Genomic DNA, 15,158 nt, shown 5'->3' with positions numbered 1-15,158 from the left:
CCAAACCGGTCTTGGCCCCGAAGGGCAAACAAAAAAGCCCCCGTCCTTGCACGCATGCAAGGACGAGAGCTTATAAAAAGCTTCGTGGTACCACCTTGGTTCGCCCATCCCCTCGCGGGAAAGAGCCTTTGGGGCTGCGGCGGCAAAAGCCGGTTACAGCCTGGCGCTTTAACGGGCGCGCCCGTCGCGGGTTTAAGGCTCCTGCCTCTCGCCCGCGCGACTCAGAGTCCATGTTCAGTCTCCTGTGCCTTGCCCGCTTCCACCTGCCCGGGCTCTCTGGAAAAGGCCGATGCCGAAAACCTACTCTTCTCGTCAACGTCTTTGGGAATATGCCATTATCATACCCGCGGCGGCGGGGTTTGTCAACCCCTTTTTCAGAAAAGGGCCGGCACCACGTTCCCCAGCCAGAGGCCGAGGGCATAGGAGACGGCGTTGGCGGCAAAGGCGTAGAGCACCGGATGGCCCTTGCCCGCCGCCTTTTTGAAGGCGAGGCGGAACACCACCGCCTCCACCGCGAACACCGCCAGTTCCAGCAGGGGATAGAGCAGCCACATGGCAAGGGAGCCAGAACAGTAGGCGGTGAGGTTGAGGGCCAGGTTCAGCGCCAGCTGGGTGGCCAGGTTCGCGGCCAGCAGCGCCCGCAGGTACGGCCGCTTCAGGTAGCCGAAGGGCAGGGCGATGAGCAGTTCCACCGCCAGGGTCAGCGCGAAGCGGGCGGCAAGGCCCAGCGCTTCGCCGCCGTAGTCATAGTTTCTTTGGGCGGTGACCGTCTGCACCCCGCCCGCCGCCGGGTCAACGCCGGAAAAATCCACCCGGTAGACGGCGGCGTAGGCGTAGCGGTCCAGCGCTTCGGTCACGGCGTAGCCGCCGCTCTGGGGGAACCAGAACAAGATCTTGAAGTGCTTCGGCGCCATGTAACTCCAGGTGGCGGGCGAAGCGTCGGCCACCCGAGCCTGCCATTGCAAAAAGTGGTAGCCGTCCGGGTCCCCATAGGCGGCAAAGGCCTCCCAGGCGGGCTGCTCCTCCGGCTCGAACCAGTCCGGCATGGCGGCGCCGGGCAGGTTCCAGGGACCGATGACGGTCTGCTCGGCCAGCAGGGTGACCCAGCAATCCTGGTCAAGGCCGGCGGTCTGCACCTCCACACTGGGCTTGGGGCCCATGTCCGCGAAGGCGGCAAAGGGCAGCGCCAGCGCCAGCCCAAGGCAGGCCAGCAGGGCGAGAACTCTCTTTTTCACCATGGTCACGCGCCTCCTTTTCCTGCTTTCATCATAGCAGAAACAGGGGGCAAAAGCAGCCTGCGGCGCGGTTTTGTAAGCCTTTTGTCACGGCCCGGCGCGCCGGGCGGGCAGCGCGGGGCACGGGGGAGCGGGAGGCAAAAAGATGGCGCGCGAAGGGGGAAAGGCGGGCCGGTGCAAAGGGCGCACCCCGCGGGCGGCGCAGGATGCGAGGGAGCGGGGGCGAAAAGACGGTGCGCGGCGCTAAAGGATGGCGGACTTTGACGGGTCCGCAGCGCGCTGTGCGGGCGGCAACGGGCAAAAACGGTGCCGGCGGGCGCGGCAAAGCAGTCTCCCGGCCAAACCAGCCCCCGCCGCCGTCAAAAAAAGGCGCCCCCGCAAAGGGGCGCCCGCGAAGCGCTTATTTCTCTTCCCAGATGGGTTCCTTCAGCATCCAGCGGCCGAACTCGTCCTTGTAGAAGATGTCCCGGTTGTAGAACTTGTCGATGACGGCCCAGAATTCCGCCTCGCTGTAGCCGCAGAACTCGCAGAAGTCCCGCACGCACAGGGGGTCCAGCGCGCCGTCCCGCGCCTTGATGACGGGAATGGCCTCCTCACGGGTCATCATGCCGTAGCGGATGTAGCGGGCGGTGTAGTCGGTGGCGGCGGCGTGGCCGAACTTGGGGTACTTCAGCCAGCTGTGCACAAGATACGCCCGGCTGTCGATCTGGTCGAAGTTCTCGGCGTGGTGGGTGCGGTCCCACTCGTGGGTCAGGTCGTGGAAGCCCCGGCTCTTGGCCAGCTGGTAATTCTTGTAGCTGTTCCAGGGCAGGAAGTAACTCAGGTAGAAGGGGTCGAGTTTGGCCAGCTCCTCGGCGGTGGGGGCGTTGGTCAGCGCCAGGTCGTTCTCGCTCACGCCGTAGCTGAGCAGCTCCTCGGTGGGGAAGCCCACCGCCACGCCGTTCTCGATCTGGCCCCGGGCGGAATAGGTCTCCTCGTCCGCCGCGCCGCCGTACTCAAAGCTCACGTTCTCGCCGTAGCACAGCAGAGGCGTGTTGAACTTGAGGGCCATGTGCAGCGGGAAGGTATAGATCAGCCGGTCCACATACCAGGTGGGCTTGCCGTACTTCTCAAAGAAGGCCCGCATCAGGGTCTTCTGGGCCTTGATGTTGGGCTTGCAGCTGATGATGGTGCAGCCGAAGGTCTCGGAGATGTTCTTCAGGTTGTGCTTGCCCGCCTCGGTCATGGGGAAGTTGTCCTCCACGCTGAAGAGGATGGGGTTCATCTTCATGACCTCTTTCAGGATGTACACCTGGAAGTGGCTGTCCTTGCCGCCGCTCACCGCCACGGCGCAGTCGTAGCCGCCGGGGCCGTTCATGCCGCGGTACTTGTCGCACAGGGCCTCAAACTCCTTCCAGCGGGCGTCCCAGTCCACCTTGGAGCGGCTCTCGTAGTGGCGGCAGGCGCTGCAGACACCCTCGGAATCGAAGGTGATGCCGGGGCGGGTATCGGGCATGGTGCACTTTTTGCAGTATTTCACGGGTAGGTACCTCCCTGTAAAAAAGTCGAATGGTTCCAACGGCGTTATTATACCACGGCGGCCGCGGGGATACCAGCCTTTTTGTAAAAACGGCACAGCCCTGTCCCGGGGGGGGAACGACGGCGCCCACGAGGTCCCGGCGAGGAGGCGGACAGGGGAGCGCCGCGGGCGCATATCCGCAAAAAAGGATGAAACCGGACGAAAATGCCCGGAATGGGTGTTACATGGAGCGCGCGGGCATGATACAATGGTCATGAACAAGGGGCGGGCGCGATGCGGGCGGCGACCAAAGCCGCCGCGGAACCTCAGGCGCCCGGCCGGGCCCCGGCTGGAGGAAAACGAATGATTGTATTGTACGGATGCCTTTTCTGCATCGCACTGGGAACGGCGGTGCTGATACTCTTTTTAAAACCGCGTTTTTCCCCGCGGCGGGTCTGGGGACTGGTGGCGGCGCTGGCCGGGGTGCTGGCGCTCCTCAACACGGTGGTGTTCCGGCTGGCGGGGGATACGCTCTATGTGAAACTGTTCCCGCTGCTCAATCATCCGCCCCTGTTGGCGTTGACGTTTTATATCAGCTGCCAGCGCCAGTGGCGGGTGTTCTTTCAGTTTCTGTCCGGCGTTCTGCTCTGTTTTTTTGTGCAGCACGCAAGCAACCAGTTCTATCTGGCCTCCGGGCTGCGGCCCTGGGGCCTGATCCTGGGCTACGCCCTGGTCACGCCGGGGGTGCTCTGGTTCTTCGTAAAGCGGCTGCGCCCGCTGTATTTCGAAGTGGTGGAACAGGTGGGCGGCTGGCCGCTGCTGTGCCTGCCGCTGGTGATGTATTACATCGCCATGTTCGTGCTGCTGCCCGACTTTGTGGGCCAAACGCCCGCCGCCACGGTGCTCAAGCCCTTTCTGACCTTTTTGATGGTAAGCGTTTACGGGGTGCTGATGGCGCTGTTCGACTTGGTGCGCCGCCAGGCCGGCGAACGTCAGGACAGGGAGATGGCGGCCCTGCAGCGGGACGCCTTGCGGTCACGGCTGGAGACGGCCCACGCCGCCGAGGAGCGGGCGCGCATCGAGCGCCATGATATGCGCCACCGGCTGAACACGCTGGCCGCCCTGGTGGAAGACGGGCAGACCGAAGCCGCCCTCAACTTTATAGGGGAGGCCCGGCGACGGCTGGAAAAGACAGAACAGCGGCGCTGGTGTGCCGACACGGTGCTGAACGCGGTGCTGGATTTCTACTTTTCCCAGGCGCAGGAGCGGGACGTGCGGGTGGAGTGCCGGATGGCTTTTCCCGCCGAACTCCCGGCGCCGTCGGCGGAACTCGCGATGTTGCTTGCCAACGGGCTGGAAAACGCCATAAAGGCCTGCGGGGAACTGCCCCGCGAACAGCGGGTGCTCCGCTGCCGTTCCATCGCCTCGCCCCGGTTGATGATCGAGGTGGAAAACCCCTGCGTCCGGCCGCCCCTGTGGGACGGGGAGGGCTTCCCCGTCGCCACGCAGCCGGGGCACGGGGTGGGCATGCGCTCCATCCGCAGCATTTGCCGGCAGTACGGCGCCGAGTGTCTGTGCAGTTGGGAGAAGGGATGGTTCCGGCTGCGGGTGGTGTTTTGAACGCTCCGCAAAACGCAAAAGCCCCGCGAGGGATCTTCCTTCGCGGGGCTTTTTGCGTTTTTGAAAACTCAGGCGAACTGCCTGCGGCATTTTGCCAGCAGGAAGGCCAGCAGGCACACCGCCTGCACCCCGATGCCGGCGATGGTGGCGTAGGCCGCGCCGTACACGTCGAAAGCGGCCAGCAGCGGCACGCTCACCGCCGCCGCGGCGGCGAGGCCCGCCAGGTTGCCCAGGATCAGTTCCTTCATGCCCCGGGCGATGGTGAGCAGGTGGCACAGCACCGTGGCGGCCACGGTGCAGACGGTGGCCAGCACCAGCGGCTGCAAGAGGGGCGCGTAGTCCAGAATTTCCGGGCTGGTGGGGTAGAGGATGGAGAGGCCCCACCGCCCCAGCAGCGCCACCCCGGCAGCCCCGGCGGCCCACATGGCGGCGAGGGCCGCCCCCAACAGGGCAAGGCCCCGGAAAAAGCCCGCTTTGTCTTTTTGGTTCCACAGCCGGGCGAAGGTGGTGATGAAGGGCACGAAAAGGTAAATCACCGCCACCTGCAGGATGAGCACCGGCAGGAACACGTTGTTGAAATAGCTCATCTTCACCGTGCCCAGCACCCGCTCGCAGAAGTAGCGGGGCACCGAGGGGATGGAGGTGTTCAGCGCGGCGTACACCGCCAGCGGTGCGCACTCGGCCAGCAGGGCCCACACGCTGCCGCCGCCTTTCTTGGCAAGGTCGGCCTGCCGCCGGGCCAGGGGGATGTCCACCGCCAGCACATAGACGGCGTTCAGAGCAAAGAGCGCCGCCAGGGTGAGCACAAGATCATGGGTGAGCACGAGACCCAGGGTCACGGTGCCGGCGGTGACCAGGCCCCGCACCCCGAAGCTGACGCCCACCACGTCCAGCCGCTCTCCCCTTTGCAGGTAGCCGTGCCACACGTCCGACCAGCTTTCCACCAGGCGGTAGGCGGTGTAGAGGGCGATGACCCACCGCTGGGCGGCGGAGTAGCTGTTGACAAAGGCGAACACCAGGCAGCCCGCCCCCGCCGCCGCCAGGGTGACGTAGCGACTGCGCAGATAGGTGCGGTCGGCGTATTTGCCGGAAAGGTCGGACACCTGAAAGGTGCGCATGCCGAAGCTTGCCACCGACAGGCAGACGTTTGCGATGGTCATGGCGGTGGCCAGCATGCCGTTGGCGGCAACGCCCGCCAGGGCGGTGACCAGCAGGTTCAGCGCCGCCTGGCACAGATAGAACAGCAGGCTGCCCGCCGTATTGAAAACAAGATTTTTGCGCAGCTGTGCGTTCAACGGCCCGCCTCCTTTACTTCACAAAGGGCGCGATGCGCGCCTCCATGGCTTTGGCCTGGGCCTTGGGCACATAGGCTTTTTCCACATAGCCGTAGATGCGCTGGGCGAAATCCGCCAGACCCTTGTGGAAGAAGAACACTTTTTTGGGGGACAGGCGCAGCGCGAACAGGATGTGCACCCCCCACAAAGCAAAGAACTTGAGCCAGTTGAAATGGGGGGTAAAGCCCTCGCCCATGGGATGATCCCGGGGCGGCTCCTGATACACCTGCTCCAAAAGGTCGGCCATGCGCTTGTAGGCGGGGATGGGGCTGGGGTCAAAGTAGCCCTCGATGACCTCTTTTTCAATGGGGAAGGGGGGCTCGTCCTCGTCCATGGCGGCGGAGAAATCCTCGTAATTGGTGATGTACTTCGCCCCGGCGTAGATCACCGGGTCGTACTCGTGTTCGATGGGCGCCGGGCGCAGGATGTGGCAGCTCTTGCCCGCCATGTACACCTCGGCGATGGCGGTGCTCATCCAGATGGAGATGGAGTCCGCCGCGACGATCCACTGCTTGACGCTGTCCGAGAAGATGACGTGGAAGTTCGGCCGCTTGTTCGCCAGGGCCGTCAGCGTCGGGCTGTTCCACTCGCTGGGGTGGCGGCGGTAGACCAGTTCCACCTCCGGGTGGCCGGCCAGATACCGGTCGAACCAGTCCAGCGTCTCGGCCATGCTCACCCGGTTGGTGGCGGCAAAGCCGGAAAAATCGGTGCCCGCCATCTCGCTGAGTTCCTTCACCTCCGCGTCGGTCATGCTGGCGTAGCCGAAGCTGGAGATGTACAGGTGCAGCTTTTTGGCCGGATCCAGCCCGTGCTCGGCGCACAGGGCCTCCTTGGATTTGAAATACCCCGCGAACTCCGGGCGCAGAAAGTCCATCATCACCGCCCCGGTGACGGGGGTGTTCTTCTCCTTCATGCCGTGGGCGATGAGCCGGTCTGCCGTGCGGCGGCCCCAGCAGGTCTGCACACACTTTTTGGCGTTGCCGTTCATGTTGAACCAGTCGGCGGCCTCCTGGGTGTCGCTGAGCATCTGCTCCCAGTGCAGGTTCACGATCTTGTCGCACCGGCCGATGTTGTTGTAGACGTGGCTGTTGATGGCCTCGTTGTCGTACATGCAGCTGGAAACGAGCACCTTTGGCTTTTTCCAGGTGAAGTATTTCAGCTTTTTGCGGTCCAGCAGCTGGCGGATCTCGGCGGTGTAGCCCCGGCGCTCCAGTTCCAGCTTGAGCAAAAGGTCGCTCTCATACTCCCGCACCGTGTGCTCGTACAAAATCAAAAAGTCAAGCCCCATCCCGGGCGCCTCCCTTTGGCAAAGTTATCCGATGTCGGAAAAAAGCTGGTCCACCCACAGGGGCAGGCCGTAGCGGGTGTCCAGATGAAAGCCGTCAAAAAACTGCTTGTCGTCGTCAAAGTCCGGGCGGTCAGCCCACTCATAATCCAGCACGGCAAAGCCGTATTCCTCGGCCCATTCCGCCAGCTGGGGCAAAAATTCCGTGGCCATGGCCTCGTCGATGCCAAAGGGCATGCAGGCGTCGGTGAGCACGATGTCCGCCATGGGGGGCAGCACCACCGTCAGTTTCACACCCTTCTCCCGGCAGGTTTCGGCCATCTGGCAAAAGCGGGCCAGCTGCTCGGCGTTGAGCGTCCAGCCCCTGCACCGGGGCAAAAGGGCCTCGGGGTAGGTGGCAAGGCGGGTGTGCAGGGGGTACACTGTGCCGTCGGGGCCGGTGTAGTCCTCGGGGTAGACCCAGTCGCCGGTCTCCTCCGCGCTGCCGCCCGGGATGCCCCGCAGCCGCTCGGAGAGGGCGGTGAGCATGTTCACGTTGTATTCCAGGTTGAACATGTAGGCCAGGGGGTTCGTCAGGGTGGCCTCCAGCGTGCTCATCCGGTCGGCGTCGTAGGTCTCGGTGACGGTGTAGAAGGAGAGACCGAACACCACTTCCTCAAGGTTCGGGTTTTGCTCCAGCGCCCAGTTCACCACGTCCACCCCCTCCCGCAGGGAGGCCCCGCCGAAGGCCAGGTTCTGCCAGGGCCGGCCGCTGACCTGTTCCACCTGCTCCATGTCGAAGTGGGCAAGGCGCGAATCCCCCACGATGATGCGCGCGCCGGGGTCGGCGGCGTAGGCTTTGAGGCGCGCCACCGGCGCCTCGCTGGAGGTGGAGACCTTGAGGCCGAAGTAGTTGTTGGGCTCGAAGGCGGCAAAGACGCAGAAATACGCCGCCACCGGCACTGCCAGCAGCGCCAGCTTTTTTAAGATGCCGCGCATTCCCGCGCCTCCTTTCGCTGTGTTTATGCTGCATGGCCCGATGCCATGCAGCGCCGGTCAAAAGCCGCCGTAGGCAAAGCTTGCGCCGCCAAAGCCGCCGCTGGCCATCAAAAGACCGCCGAAGATGGCCAGCACCAGCGCGTAGTAGAGCGCCCAGCGCGTCGTGCCTTTTTGCGCTTGCAGCACCAGTTCGGCGCTCTTGTTTTTAAAGCGGAAGGCCCGCTGCCAGTCAAACCACACCGCCAGCGCCAGGGTGCAGACCAGAAAGGCGCACCAGGCCGCCGCCATCAGGTTTTGGGCGTAGAAGCCGTCCAGCACCGCCTGCCAGCTCTCGGCGGCAAAGCGGGCGGGGCTCCAATCCCGGAAAAAGCCGGCCAGCACGGCAAAGGCCTGGCCCATCCCGCTGCCGCCCACCTCGGAGCCGGCGGCGAAGAACACCATGCCGAAGGCCCACAGGGCGAACACCGCCGCCCGCTTGGCCCACAGCACCCGGGCGGGGGCCTTCTTTTTTGGCTTGCCGAACTTCTGGTGGATGAGCTCCTCCCCGGCGCGGTAAACGCCCTGCAAAAAGCCCCAGACCACAAAGGGCAGGGTGCTGCCGTGCCAGAAGCCGGAGACGAAAAACACGATGAAGACGCACAGCACCGGCGAAAGGCGGCTCACCCGCCGCCCGATGAGGGGCAGTTTGGAGGCGTCTGCCCAGACGAGAGGGGTGAAGAGGTAGTCCTGCAGCCAGCCGGAAAGACTGATGTGCCAGCGGCTCCAGAAGCCGGAGAAGTTGGCGGCGAAAAAGGGCGTTTTGAAGTTTTCGGGAATTTCCAGGCCCAGCAGCAGGGCGCTGGCCCGGGCCATCTCGGAGTAGCCCGCGAAATCAAAATAGAGATAGAGGGTGTAGCCCACGGTGGCGGCCACGAGCGCCGGCCCGCCGTGGCCGGCGGCGTCGGAAAAGACGGGCCGGACATACATCATGAGAACGTCCGCCACCGCCACCTTTTTAAAGAGGCCCAACGCGAACAGCTGCAGCGCCCGCACGGTGGGGCCCTCGTCAAAGCGGTGCTCCTGCCGCAGCTGGGGCAGCACCAGCCGCGCGCGGCAGATGGGCCCGGCGGTGATGGTGCCGAAAAAGCAGAGGAAGGCCGCCAGGTTCACAAAATTTTGCTCCGGCTCCATGTCGCCCCGGGCCACGTCCACCAGATAGCTCACCGCGGCGAAGGTGTAAAAGCTGATGCCCAGGGGAAAGGGCAGGGCGTGGAGAAGGCCGGGGGCCAGGGGCAGCACCGGCACAAGGAAGTTGAAGTACTTGAACACCGCCAGCACCGCCAGCAGGGCGACGACGGCGGCGGCCAGCAGCCGGCCCTTGCTCTCTTTGCGGGCAAGGGCAAGCCCCATCCGCCAGACGAACAGGCACACCGCCGCCAGCACCGCCAGCGGCACCAGCGGCCAGGCGCCGGGCCAGGCATCCCCCGCGGGGCGGTTCGCCCAGTAGAACACGGCGCTCGCCGCCAGCAGCAGGCCGCTCTGAAAGCGGGCCGGGCACACCTTCAGGTACAGAAAAGCCACCACGGGCAGGAACGCAAAGTAGGAAAAACTCTGAAAACTCACCCCGGCGGCCTCCTTCCAAACCCGTGAAAAGGGCAGTATCTAAGTTATTATATCTGTTTTGTACTGCGGTGTAAAGGGCGCAGGCGGTTGAAATCCGGCCGTAAATAGGGTATACTGTTTTCGAATAATTTTTCGAAAAACCGGGCCCGCCGCCCGTTGTCAAAAGGAGCGCAAGTATGGCACACACCGTCATGGTCACCGGCGCCGACGGCTTTATCGGCAGCCATCTCACCGAGGAACTGGTCAAAAAGGGCGAAAAGGTCAAGGCATTCTGCCTGTACAACTCCTTCGGCACCTGGGGCTGGCTGGACACCCTGCCCCCTGAGATCAAAAACGAGATCGAGGTGTTCATGGGCGATATCCGCGACCCCAACGGCGTGCGCTGCGCCATGGAGGGCCAGGAGATCGTCTATCATCTGGCGGCCCTCATTGCCATCCCCTTCAGCTACCACAGCCCCGACAGCTATGTGGACACCAACATCAAGGGCACCCTGAACGTGCTGAACGCGGCGCGGCAGGTGGGCACAAAGCGCCTGCTGGTCACCTCCACCAGCGAGGTGTACGGCACCGCCCGGTATGTGCCCATCGACGAAAACCACCCCTTCCAGGGCCAGAGCCCCTACTCCGCCACCAAGATCGGCGCCGACCGGCTGGCCGAGAGTTTCTGGCGCAGCTTTGAGCTGCCGGTCACCATCGTGCGGCCCTTCAACACCTACGGCCCCCGCCAGAGCGCCCGGGCGGTGATCCCCACCATCATCACCCAGCTGCTGGCGGGCCGCACCGAGATAAAACTGGGCAGCCTGGAGCCCACCCGCGACTTCAACTATGTGAAGGACACCGTCGCCGGTTTCATGGCCCTGGGCGGCTGCGAGGCGGCCATCGGCCAGGAGGTGAACATCGCCACCGGGGTGGAGCACTCCATCGGCGATCTGGCCAACGAACTCATCCGCCAGATCAACCCCGAGGCGAAGATCGTCTGCGACAGCCAGCGCCTGCGCCCGAAGGACAGCGAGGTGGAGCGCCTTTTGGGCGACGCCACCAAGATGCACAAGCTCACCGGCTGGAAGCCCGCCTACACCTTCGAGCAGGGGCTGGCCGCCACCATCGAGTTTCTGCGGGGCAACATGGAGCGCTACAAGCCCGACGTGTACAATCTGTAAACAAGGCCCGGCTGCCGCCGGGCCGTTCCGGCTGCCGGGAGGCCCTCTGCGGAGAGGCCGGCCCGGCATATGCCGTTTTTAAAGGCCCTTGGCCGCAACACAAAACGAACGAGGTTTTTTGGTGCAAAAGTTATCTTTCAAACACTTTAAACGCCCGCCCCGCCCGGCGCTTGCCGCCCTGGGCCTTGCGGCCGCGCTGGCCGGCGCTTTGGCCTTCATGTACTACTGGCGGGTGGTGTATTATCTCGACGACCGGGGCGTACCCGCCCTTTTGCTCTACGGCGCGGCGGCGGTGTTTGTGCTGGCCGCGGCGCTGGCGGTGTGGGCCGGCGGGAAACTGCGCGGTTTCGACGCCAAGGCGGCCCTTGCCATCTTCCTCTGCGGGGCGCTGTTCTGCTTTGCGAATCCGCCGCTGCAGGTGCCGGACGAGACGGCCCACTTCCTGCGCAGCTACTCTTTGAGCCAGGGCCGTCTCACCTTCGACCACGACCGCATCTATCCTGACGACGTGGCAAAGCTGGTGGAGAGCTTCCCCGGCGCGTGGGTGGCCAGCCACACCAGCCAGGGCCTCTCCTACACCGAGGACGGGGAGGAGCGCAGCTATACCACCGCGGGCTATGCCCTCAAACAGCGGGGGGAGGACGGCCGGGTGGAGAGCATTGCCGACGGCTTTGCCGCCTACTTTGACGGCCAGCCCGCCGAAGAATCGGTGGGCGAGCCCTATTTCTTCATGACCCTCTCCATGCTGCCGCAGGCGCTGGGCATCCTGGTGGCCCGCCTTGTGGGCCTGGGGGCACTGGGCTGCCTGTACGCCGCGCGGCTGGCGAATCTGGCGGCCTACACGGCCCTGTGCTGGCTGGCGCTGAAAAACTGCAAACGCTACAAGCCGGTGTTCACCGCCTTCATGCTGCTGCCTTTGAGCCTTTACATGGCGGCCTCGGTGAGCTACGACGCCACCCTGCTGGGCTTTTATTATCTTGTGGCCAGCTTCTACTGCAAGGACGAGATCCTGAATAAGGACATCGCCGTGTTCATCGCGGCGTTCCTGATGATGAATCTGGCCAAGCCCTACATCAGCCTCTTGTGGGTGGTGCTGCCGCTGGTGCTGCCCCGCTCCGCCTGGAAGACCCGGGTGAAAAAGTGGCAGCTGGCGGCGGGCTGCCTCGTGGGCGGCCTTGCGCTGGGCAAGCTGTTCGACTGGTACGGCACCGCCTTCCGCTTCAACTACCCCTATGTGGGCCGGCAGATCGAGGGCGCGGCGGAACTGCCTCAGCTGCTGGGCATCCTGGCAAACCCCTTCCGCTACGCGGCGGTGCTGCTGGGCAGCTTTTACGAAAACAACTTCTTCCTGGGGCAGCTGGGCCTGTTCGGCGCCCTCGACCTGGAAGTGCCCTTCATCAGCTTTGTCAGCCCGCTGGTGCTGCTCTTCGCGGCGGCCCTCTCGGTGCATGAAAAAAGCAGTCTCAAGCCCATGCCCGCCTTTGGCCTGGGGGCCTTGAGCGTCGTCTACATGGCGGGTGCTGCCACCGCCATGTACATCACCAGCACCCCGGTGGGCATGATCCGCATCATCGGCCTGCAGGCGCGGTATTTCCTGCCCGCCTTCCTGATGCTCTTCGTGCTGGTGGCGGCGCTGCTCAGTCATGTGCTGGAACCCCGCCTCGCTTCCGGGCAGGCCAAGGCCCGGCGGGTGTCGCTGGGCGTCTCGGCGGTGTTCGGGGCCCTGGGGGCGGTGCTGCTGTTCCAGCACTACATCATCGGGCCGGTGTATGTCATCAAGTAACATAAAGAAAGGAGGCGGCGCCCTTGCCGCTTTTCAGTGGGATACTGGCGCTTGCGGCTGTGAGCCTCTACTGCGCCGCCCTGGCCCGCCGCTTTAAACTGGACGCGGGCCTGCTGGCCCTGCCGGTGATCGCCGGCGCCTCCCTCTGGCTGTGCCTGTGGGGGGGGGTCGGCCTGCTCAGGGCCGGCGGCTGGGCCTTTTATCTGGCCGCCGCGGCGCTGGCGGCGTGGCTGGCGTATAAAAGAGAGCTGGCCGGCGCGCTCAGGGAACTGCTGACCCCCGGGTTTGCGACCTTTGTGCTGGCGGCCGCCTTCTTTTTGGTCGTGTTCGCCGCCACGCAGCCCATGTTCACCCAGACCGACGAGTTCAGCCTCTGGGGCTCGGCGGCCAAACTCACCAAACTCCACGACATGCTGCACCCGGCGGCGCCGGGCAACCTGCTGGCCCGCACCGCCACCCCGGCGCTGATGCTGGTGAGCTACCTCTTCCAGTTCTTTGGCGCGGGCTTCTCCGAGTGGTCGGCCTATTTCGCCGTCGACGCGCTGCTGGCCGCCGCGGTGGCCGCCGTGGCCAGCCTGCCCTGCCTTTCCAAAGCGGGGGCCGCCGTGGCCGCCGCCTGCGGCTTTCTGGTGCCCTACTTCTTCAGCGCGCCGTCCCTGGGCGGCATCTCCAACATCTATCTCTCCTTCATGGGCGATCTGCCCCTGGGGTTTGTGTTCGGGGCCACCCTCTGCGTCTATTTTTCGCTGCGGGAGCGCCCTGTCGCGGCCCTCGCCCTCACCGCGCTGCTGGCGGCCTTCCTGGTGCTCACCAAGGACGTGGGCCTTGCCTACGGGTGCATCGCCGTGGGGCTGGTCTGCGCCGACCGGCTCTTCTGCGCGCCCAAACGCCGGCTGCCGCGGCGGCTGAAGGACGCCGCCCTCGCCCTGCTGACCATCCTGCCCGGCGGCCTTGCCTACCTTGGCTGGAGCCGCTATGTGGCGGCGGTGACGGGTCTCGGCAAGACCACCGTGGGCAGCGAGATCCACGAGGTCACCCAGGGGCAGGCCATGGCCGAGGGGGTGGCGCAGCTGCTGGGCCTTATGGAGCCCACCGAAAAGTTCGCCCAGGTGCGAAACGCGATGCTGGCCAGCCCCTTCACCATCCCGGTTTGCCTGCTGGGGGGCGGCGCGCTGGCCCTTGCCCTCATCTGGCTGGTGCTGGCCGCGGCGGCGCTGGCGGCGCCCAAAGGCGAACGGCTGCGCCCGGTGTGCCTGGGAGTGTTCGGCACCCTGGCGCTGGGGGCGTTCCTCGTCTTCCATCTGTTCCTCTATGTCTACAACTTCCGGGAGACCGACGCGGCCAACCTCCAGGACTACATCCGCTACATCGGGCCCTATTACATGGGCTTTTTCCTGATGGCGCTGGGCCTGCTGGCCCGGTACGCCGCCGCCGAAAGCCGGATGGCGAAGCTGGCGGGGGCTCTGCCCGCGGCGGTGCTGGCGGGCTTCTGCGTACTCATCGCCTGGCGGGGCCTGCCCACCGCGGGCTTCTGGAACTACCCCCGCTCGGTGTACTCGGTGCGCCAGGATGTGAAACAGCGGGCCGAGGCGGTGAACGGCCTTCTCGACTGGTCGGACACCGTGCTGCTCATCAGCCAGGGGGATACCGCAATCCGCTGGAACTACTACGGCTTTGAACTGAACGCCACCCTGGCCCGGGGCTTCGGCGGCTTCGGCTACGGCCACGAGGGTGACTATAACTGGGACACCACCCACATGAACCTCGTTCCGCCCGAGGCGGCGGGGGAGGGGGTGCCGGAGGTGTACAGCTATCAGACGGTGGCGGACGCCGACGACCTGCGTCTCTTCCTGCTGGACAAAAAATACACGCACATCCTGGTGGACGCCAGCGACGACTACATCGCCGACGTGATCGGCCCCGCTTTCGGCTGCGAGGGCCTGCCGGACGACAAGCCCGACGAGCCGGTGCTGCTGTCCATCCAGTACGACGGTGACACCGTGCGCTGGACACCGGTGGAAGGAGGCGCGGCATGAAAAAACTGAGACCTCTCCTCCTGGCCTGGGCGGCGGGCCTTGCGATCTGGCTTTTGCTGGGCTGCGCCAGCCTTGCAAAGACCGCCTGGCACGCCCGGCAGGGCCTGGCGGCCACCCAAAGCCTTTCGCTGGAGGACTTCACCCCTGTGGGCATCGAGCCCTACGACGCGGGGGAGGAGGGCCCGTGGTACATCTCCACCGACGGCGACGCCCAGCTGCTGTGGCAGGGGGATGCCTATCTCAACACCGTCTGGCTTTTTATCGAGCACGAGAGCCCGCCCCAGGCGGTGATGCTCTACTGGAAAACGCCGGGCCAGGCGGACTTTTCCCCCCGCCAGTCGGTCTACGGCACCCTGACCGCCCCCGACGTCTACACCTTCGATCTGGGCGGCGTGCGGGTGAGCGAGGTGCGCATCGACCCGGACAGCCAGGGCGGCGTGGTCACCCGGCTGGACGGGGTGGTGTTTAACCCCGATCAGTGGCCGCTGGCGGCCTTCGTGCCCGGCCGGGGCGCGGCGCTGCTGCTGCTTTTGGCGCCCCCGGCGGCGCTGGCGGCGGCCTGCCAGCTGCGGCGGGCGCTGGGCGCACTTCTGAAAAAAGACGATGAAACTAAATAAAAGCGAGGTC

The 15,158-nt window shown here is 65.1% G+C and carries 11 protein-coding genes; 5 read left to right on the top strand and 6 right to left on the bottom strand.

All coding sequences use genetic code 11. From position 1 onward, the window contains the following. Window positions 1-374: 374 nt before the first annotated feature. Window positions 375-1,238 carry a hypothetical protein gene (locus tag ACH2A7_RS04085; protein WP_394960345.1) on the bottom strand — a complete coding sequence of 288 codons (864 nt, stop codon included), beginning with the start codon at window positions 1,236-1,238 and terminating at the stop codon, window positions 375-377. A 397-nt stretch (window positions 1,239-1,635) separates the two neighbouring features. Then, a complete protein-coding gene (locus ACH2A7_RS04080) occupies window positions 1,636-2,754 on the bottom strand; it encodes an N-acetyl sugar amidotransferase (RefSeq protein WP_394960343.1) in 1,119 nt (372 codons plus the stop codon). Between the two features lie 342 nt (window positions 2,755-3,096). On the opposite strand from ACH2A7_RS04080, the gene ACH2A7_RS04075 reads away from it, so the two are divergent. Further along, window positions 3,097-4,353 carry a sensor histidine kinase gene (locus ACH2A7_RS04075; RefSeq protein ID WP_394960341.1) on the top strand — a complete coding sequence of 419 codons (1,257 nt, stop codon included), beginning with the start codon at window positions 3,097-3,099 and terminating at the stop codon, window positions 4,351-4,353. 68 nt (window positions 4,354-4,421) lie between these two features. On the opposite strand, the gene ACH2A7_RS04070 is transcribed toward ACH2A7_RS04075, so the two are convergent. The 4 genes from ACH2A7_RS04070 to ACH2A7_RS04055 are packed head-to-tail and all read right to left on the bottom strand — an operon-like array spanning window position 4,422 to window position 9,552. Next, window positions 4,422-5,648, bottom strand: coding sequence for a lipopolysaccharide biosynthesis protein (locus tag ACH2A7_RS04070; protein WP_394960339.1), 1,227 nt, complete (start codon window positions 5,646-5,648; stop codon window positions 4,422-4,424). A gap of 13 nt (window positions 5,649-5,661) precedes the next feature. Then, a complete protein-coding gene (locus tag ACH2A7_RS04065) occupies window positions 5,662-6,975 on the bottom strand; it encodes a surface carbohydrate biosynthesis protein (RefSeq protein WP_394960337.1) in 1,314 nt (437 codons plus the stop codon). 24 nt (window positions 6,976-6,999) lie between these two features. Then, a complete protein-coding gene (locus tag ACH2A7_RS04060) occupies window positions 7,000-7,950 on the bottom strand; it encodes a hypothetical protein (RefSeq protein WP_394960335.1) in 951 nt (316 codons plus the stop codon). Window positions 7,951-8,007: 57 nt separating this feature from the next. Continuing rightward, a complete protein-coding gene (locus ACH2A7_RS04055; protein ID WP_394960333.1) occupies window positions 8,008-9,552 on the bottom strand; it encodes an MBOAT family O-acyltransferase in 1,545 nt (514 codons plus the stop codon). Between the two features lie 176 nt (window positions 9,553-9,728). On the opposite strand from ACH2A7_RS04055, the gene ACH2A7_RS04050 reads away from it, so the two are divergent. The 4 genes from ACH2A7_RS04050 to ACH2A7_RS04035 all read left to right on the top strand — a co-directional run bounded on the left by ACH2A7_RS04050 (window position 9,729) and on the right by ACH2A7_RS04035 (window position 15,148). Continuing rightward, window positions 9,729-10,712: an NAD-dependent 4,6-dehydratase LegB gene (locus ACH2A7_RS04050; protein ID WP_394960331.1), complete on the top strand. Its 984-nt coding sequence runs from the start codon at window positions 9,729-9,731 to the stop codon at window positions 10,710-10,712. A gap of 121 nt (window positions 10,713-10,833) precedes the next feature. Further along, window positions 10,834-12,495 carry a DUF2142 domain-containing protein gene (locus tag ACH2A7_RS04045; RefSeq protein WP_394960329.1) on the top strand — a complete coding sequence of 554 codons (1,662 nt, stop codon included), beginning with the start codon at window positions 10,834-10,836 and terminating at the stop codon, window positions 12,493-12,495. A 23-nt stretch (window positions 12,496-12,518) separates the two neighbouring features. Further along, window positions 12,519-14,531 (top strand): hypothetical protein, encoded by a 2,013-nt coding sequence (locus ACH2A7_RS04040; protein WP_394960327.1) that lies wholly within the window; start codon window positions 12,519-12,521, stop codon window positions 14,529-14,531. Continuing rightward, window positions 14,528-15,148, top strand: coding sequence for a hypothetical protein (locus ACH2A7_RS04035; protein WP_394960325.1), 621 nt, complete (start codon window positions 14,528-14,530; stop codon window positions 15,146-15,148). Before ACH2A7_RS04040 ends, ACH2A7_RS04035 begins: the two co-directional genes overlap by 4 nt. Window positions 15,149-15,158: the final 10 nt, after the last annotated feature.

The organism is Candidatus Allofournierella merdavium, from assembly GCF_944382735.1.
Classification (GTDB): Bacteria; Bacillota; Clostridia; order Oscillospirales; family Ruminococcaceae; genus Allofournierella_A; species Allofournierella_A merdavium.
Note: the sequence above shows the minus strand (reverse complement) of the source record. Positions and strands in the feature narration are given on the sequence as shown.

Bases quoted from the DNA above. Each gene is read 5' to 3' on its own strand.
- ACH2A7_RS04085 (WP_394960345.1), bottom strand. From the start codon at position 1,238: ATGGTGAAAAAGAGAGTTCTCGCCCTGCTGGCCTGCCTTGGGCTGGCG.
- ACH2A7_RS04075 (WP_394960341.1), top strand. From the start codon at position 3,097: ATGATTGTATTGTACGGATGCCTTTTCTGCATCGCACTGGGAACGGCG.
- ACH2A7_RS04065 (WP_394960337.1), bottom strand. From the start codon at position 6,975: ATGGGGCTTGACTTTTTGATTTTGTACGAGCACACGGTGCGGGAGTAT.
- ACH2A7_RS04060 (WP_394960335.1), bottom strand. From the start codon at position 7,950: ATGCGCGGCATCTTAAAAAAGCTGGCGCTGCTGGCAGTGCCGGTGGCG.
- ACH2A7_RS04050 (WP_394960331.1), top strand. From the start codon at position 9,729: ATGGCACACACCGTCATGGTCACCGGCGCCGACGGCTTTATCGGCAGC.
- ACH2A7_RS04035 (WP_394960325.1), top strand. From the start codon at position 14,528: ATGAAAAAACTGAGACCTCTCCTCCTGGCCTGGGCGGCGGGCCTTGCG.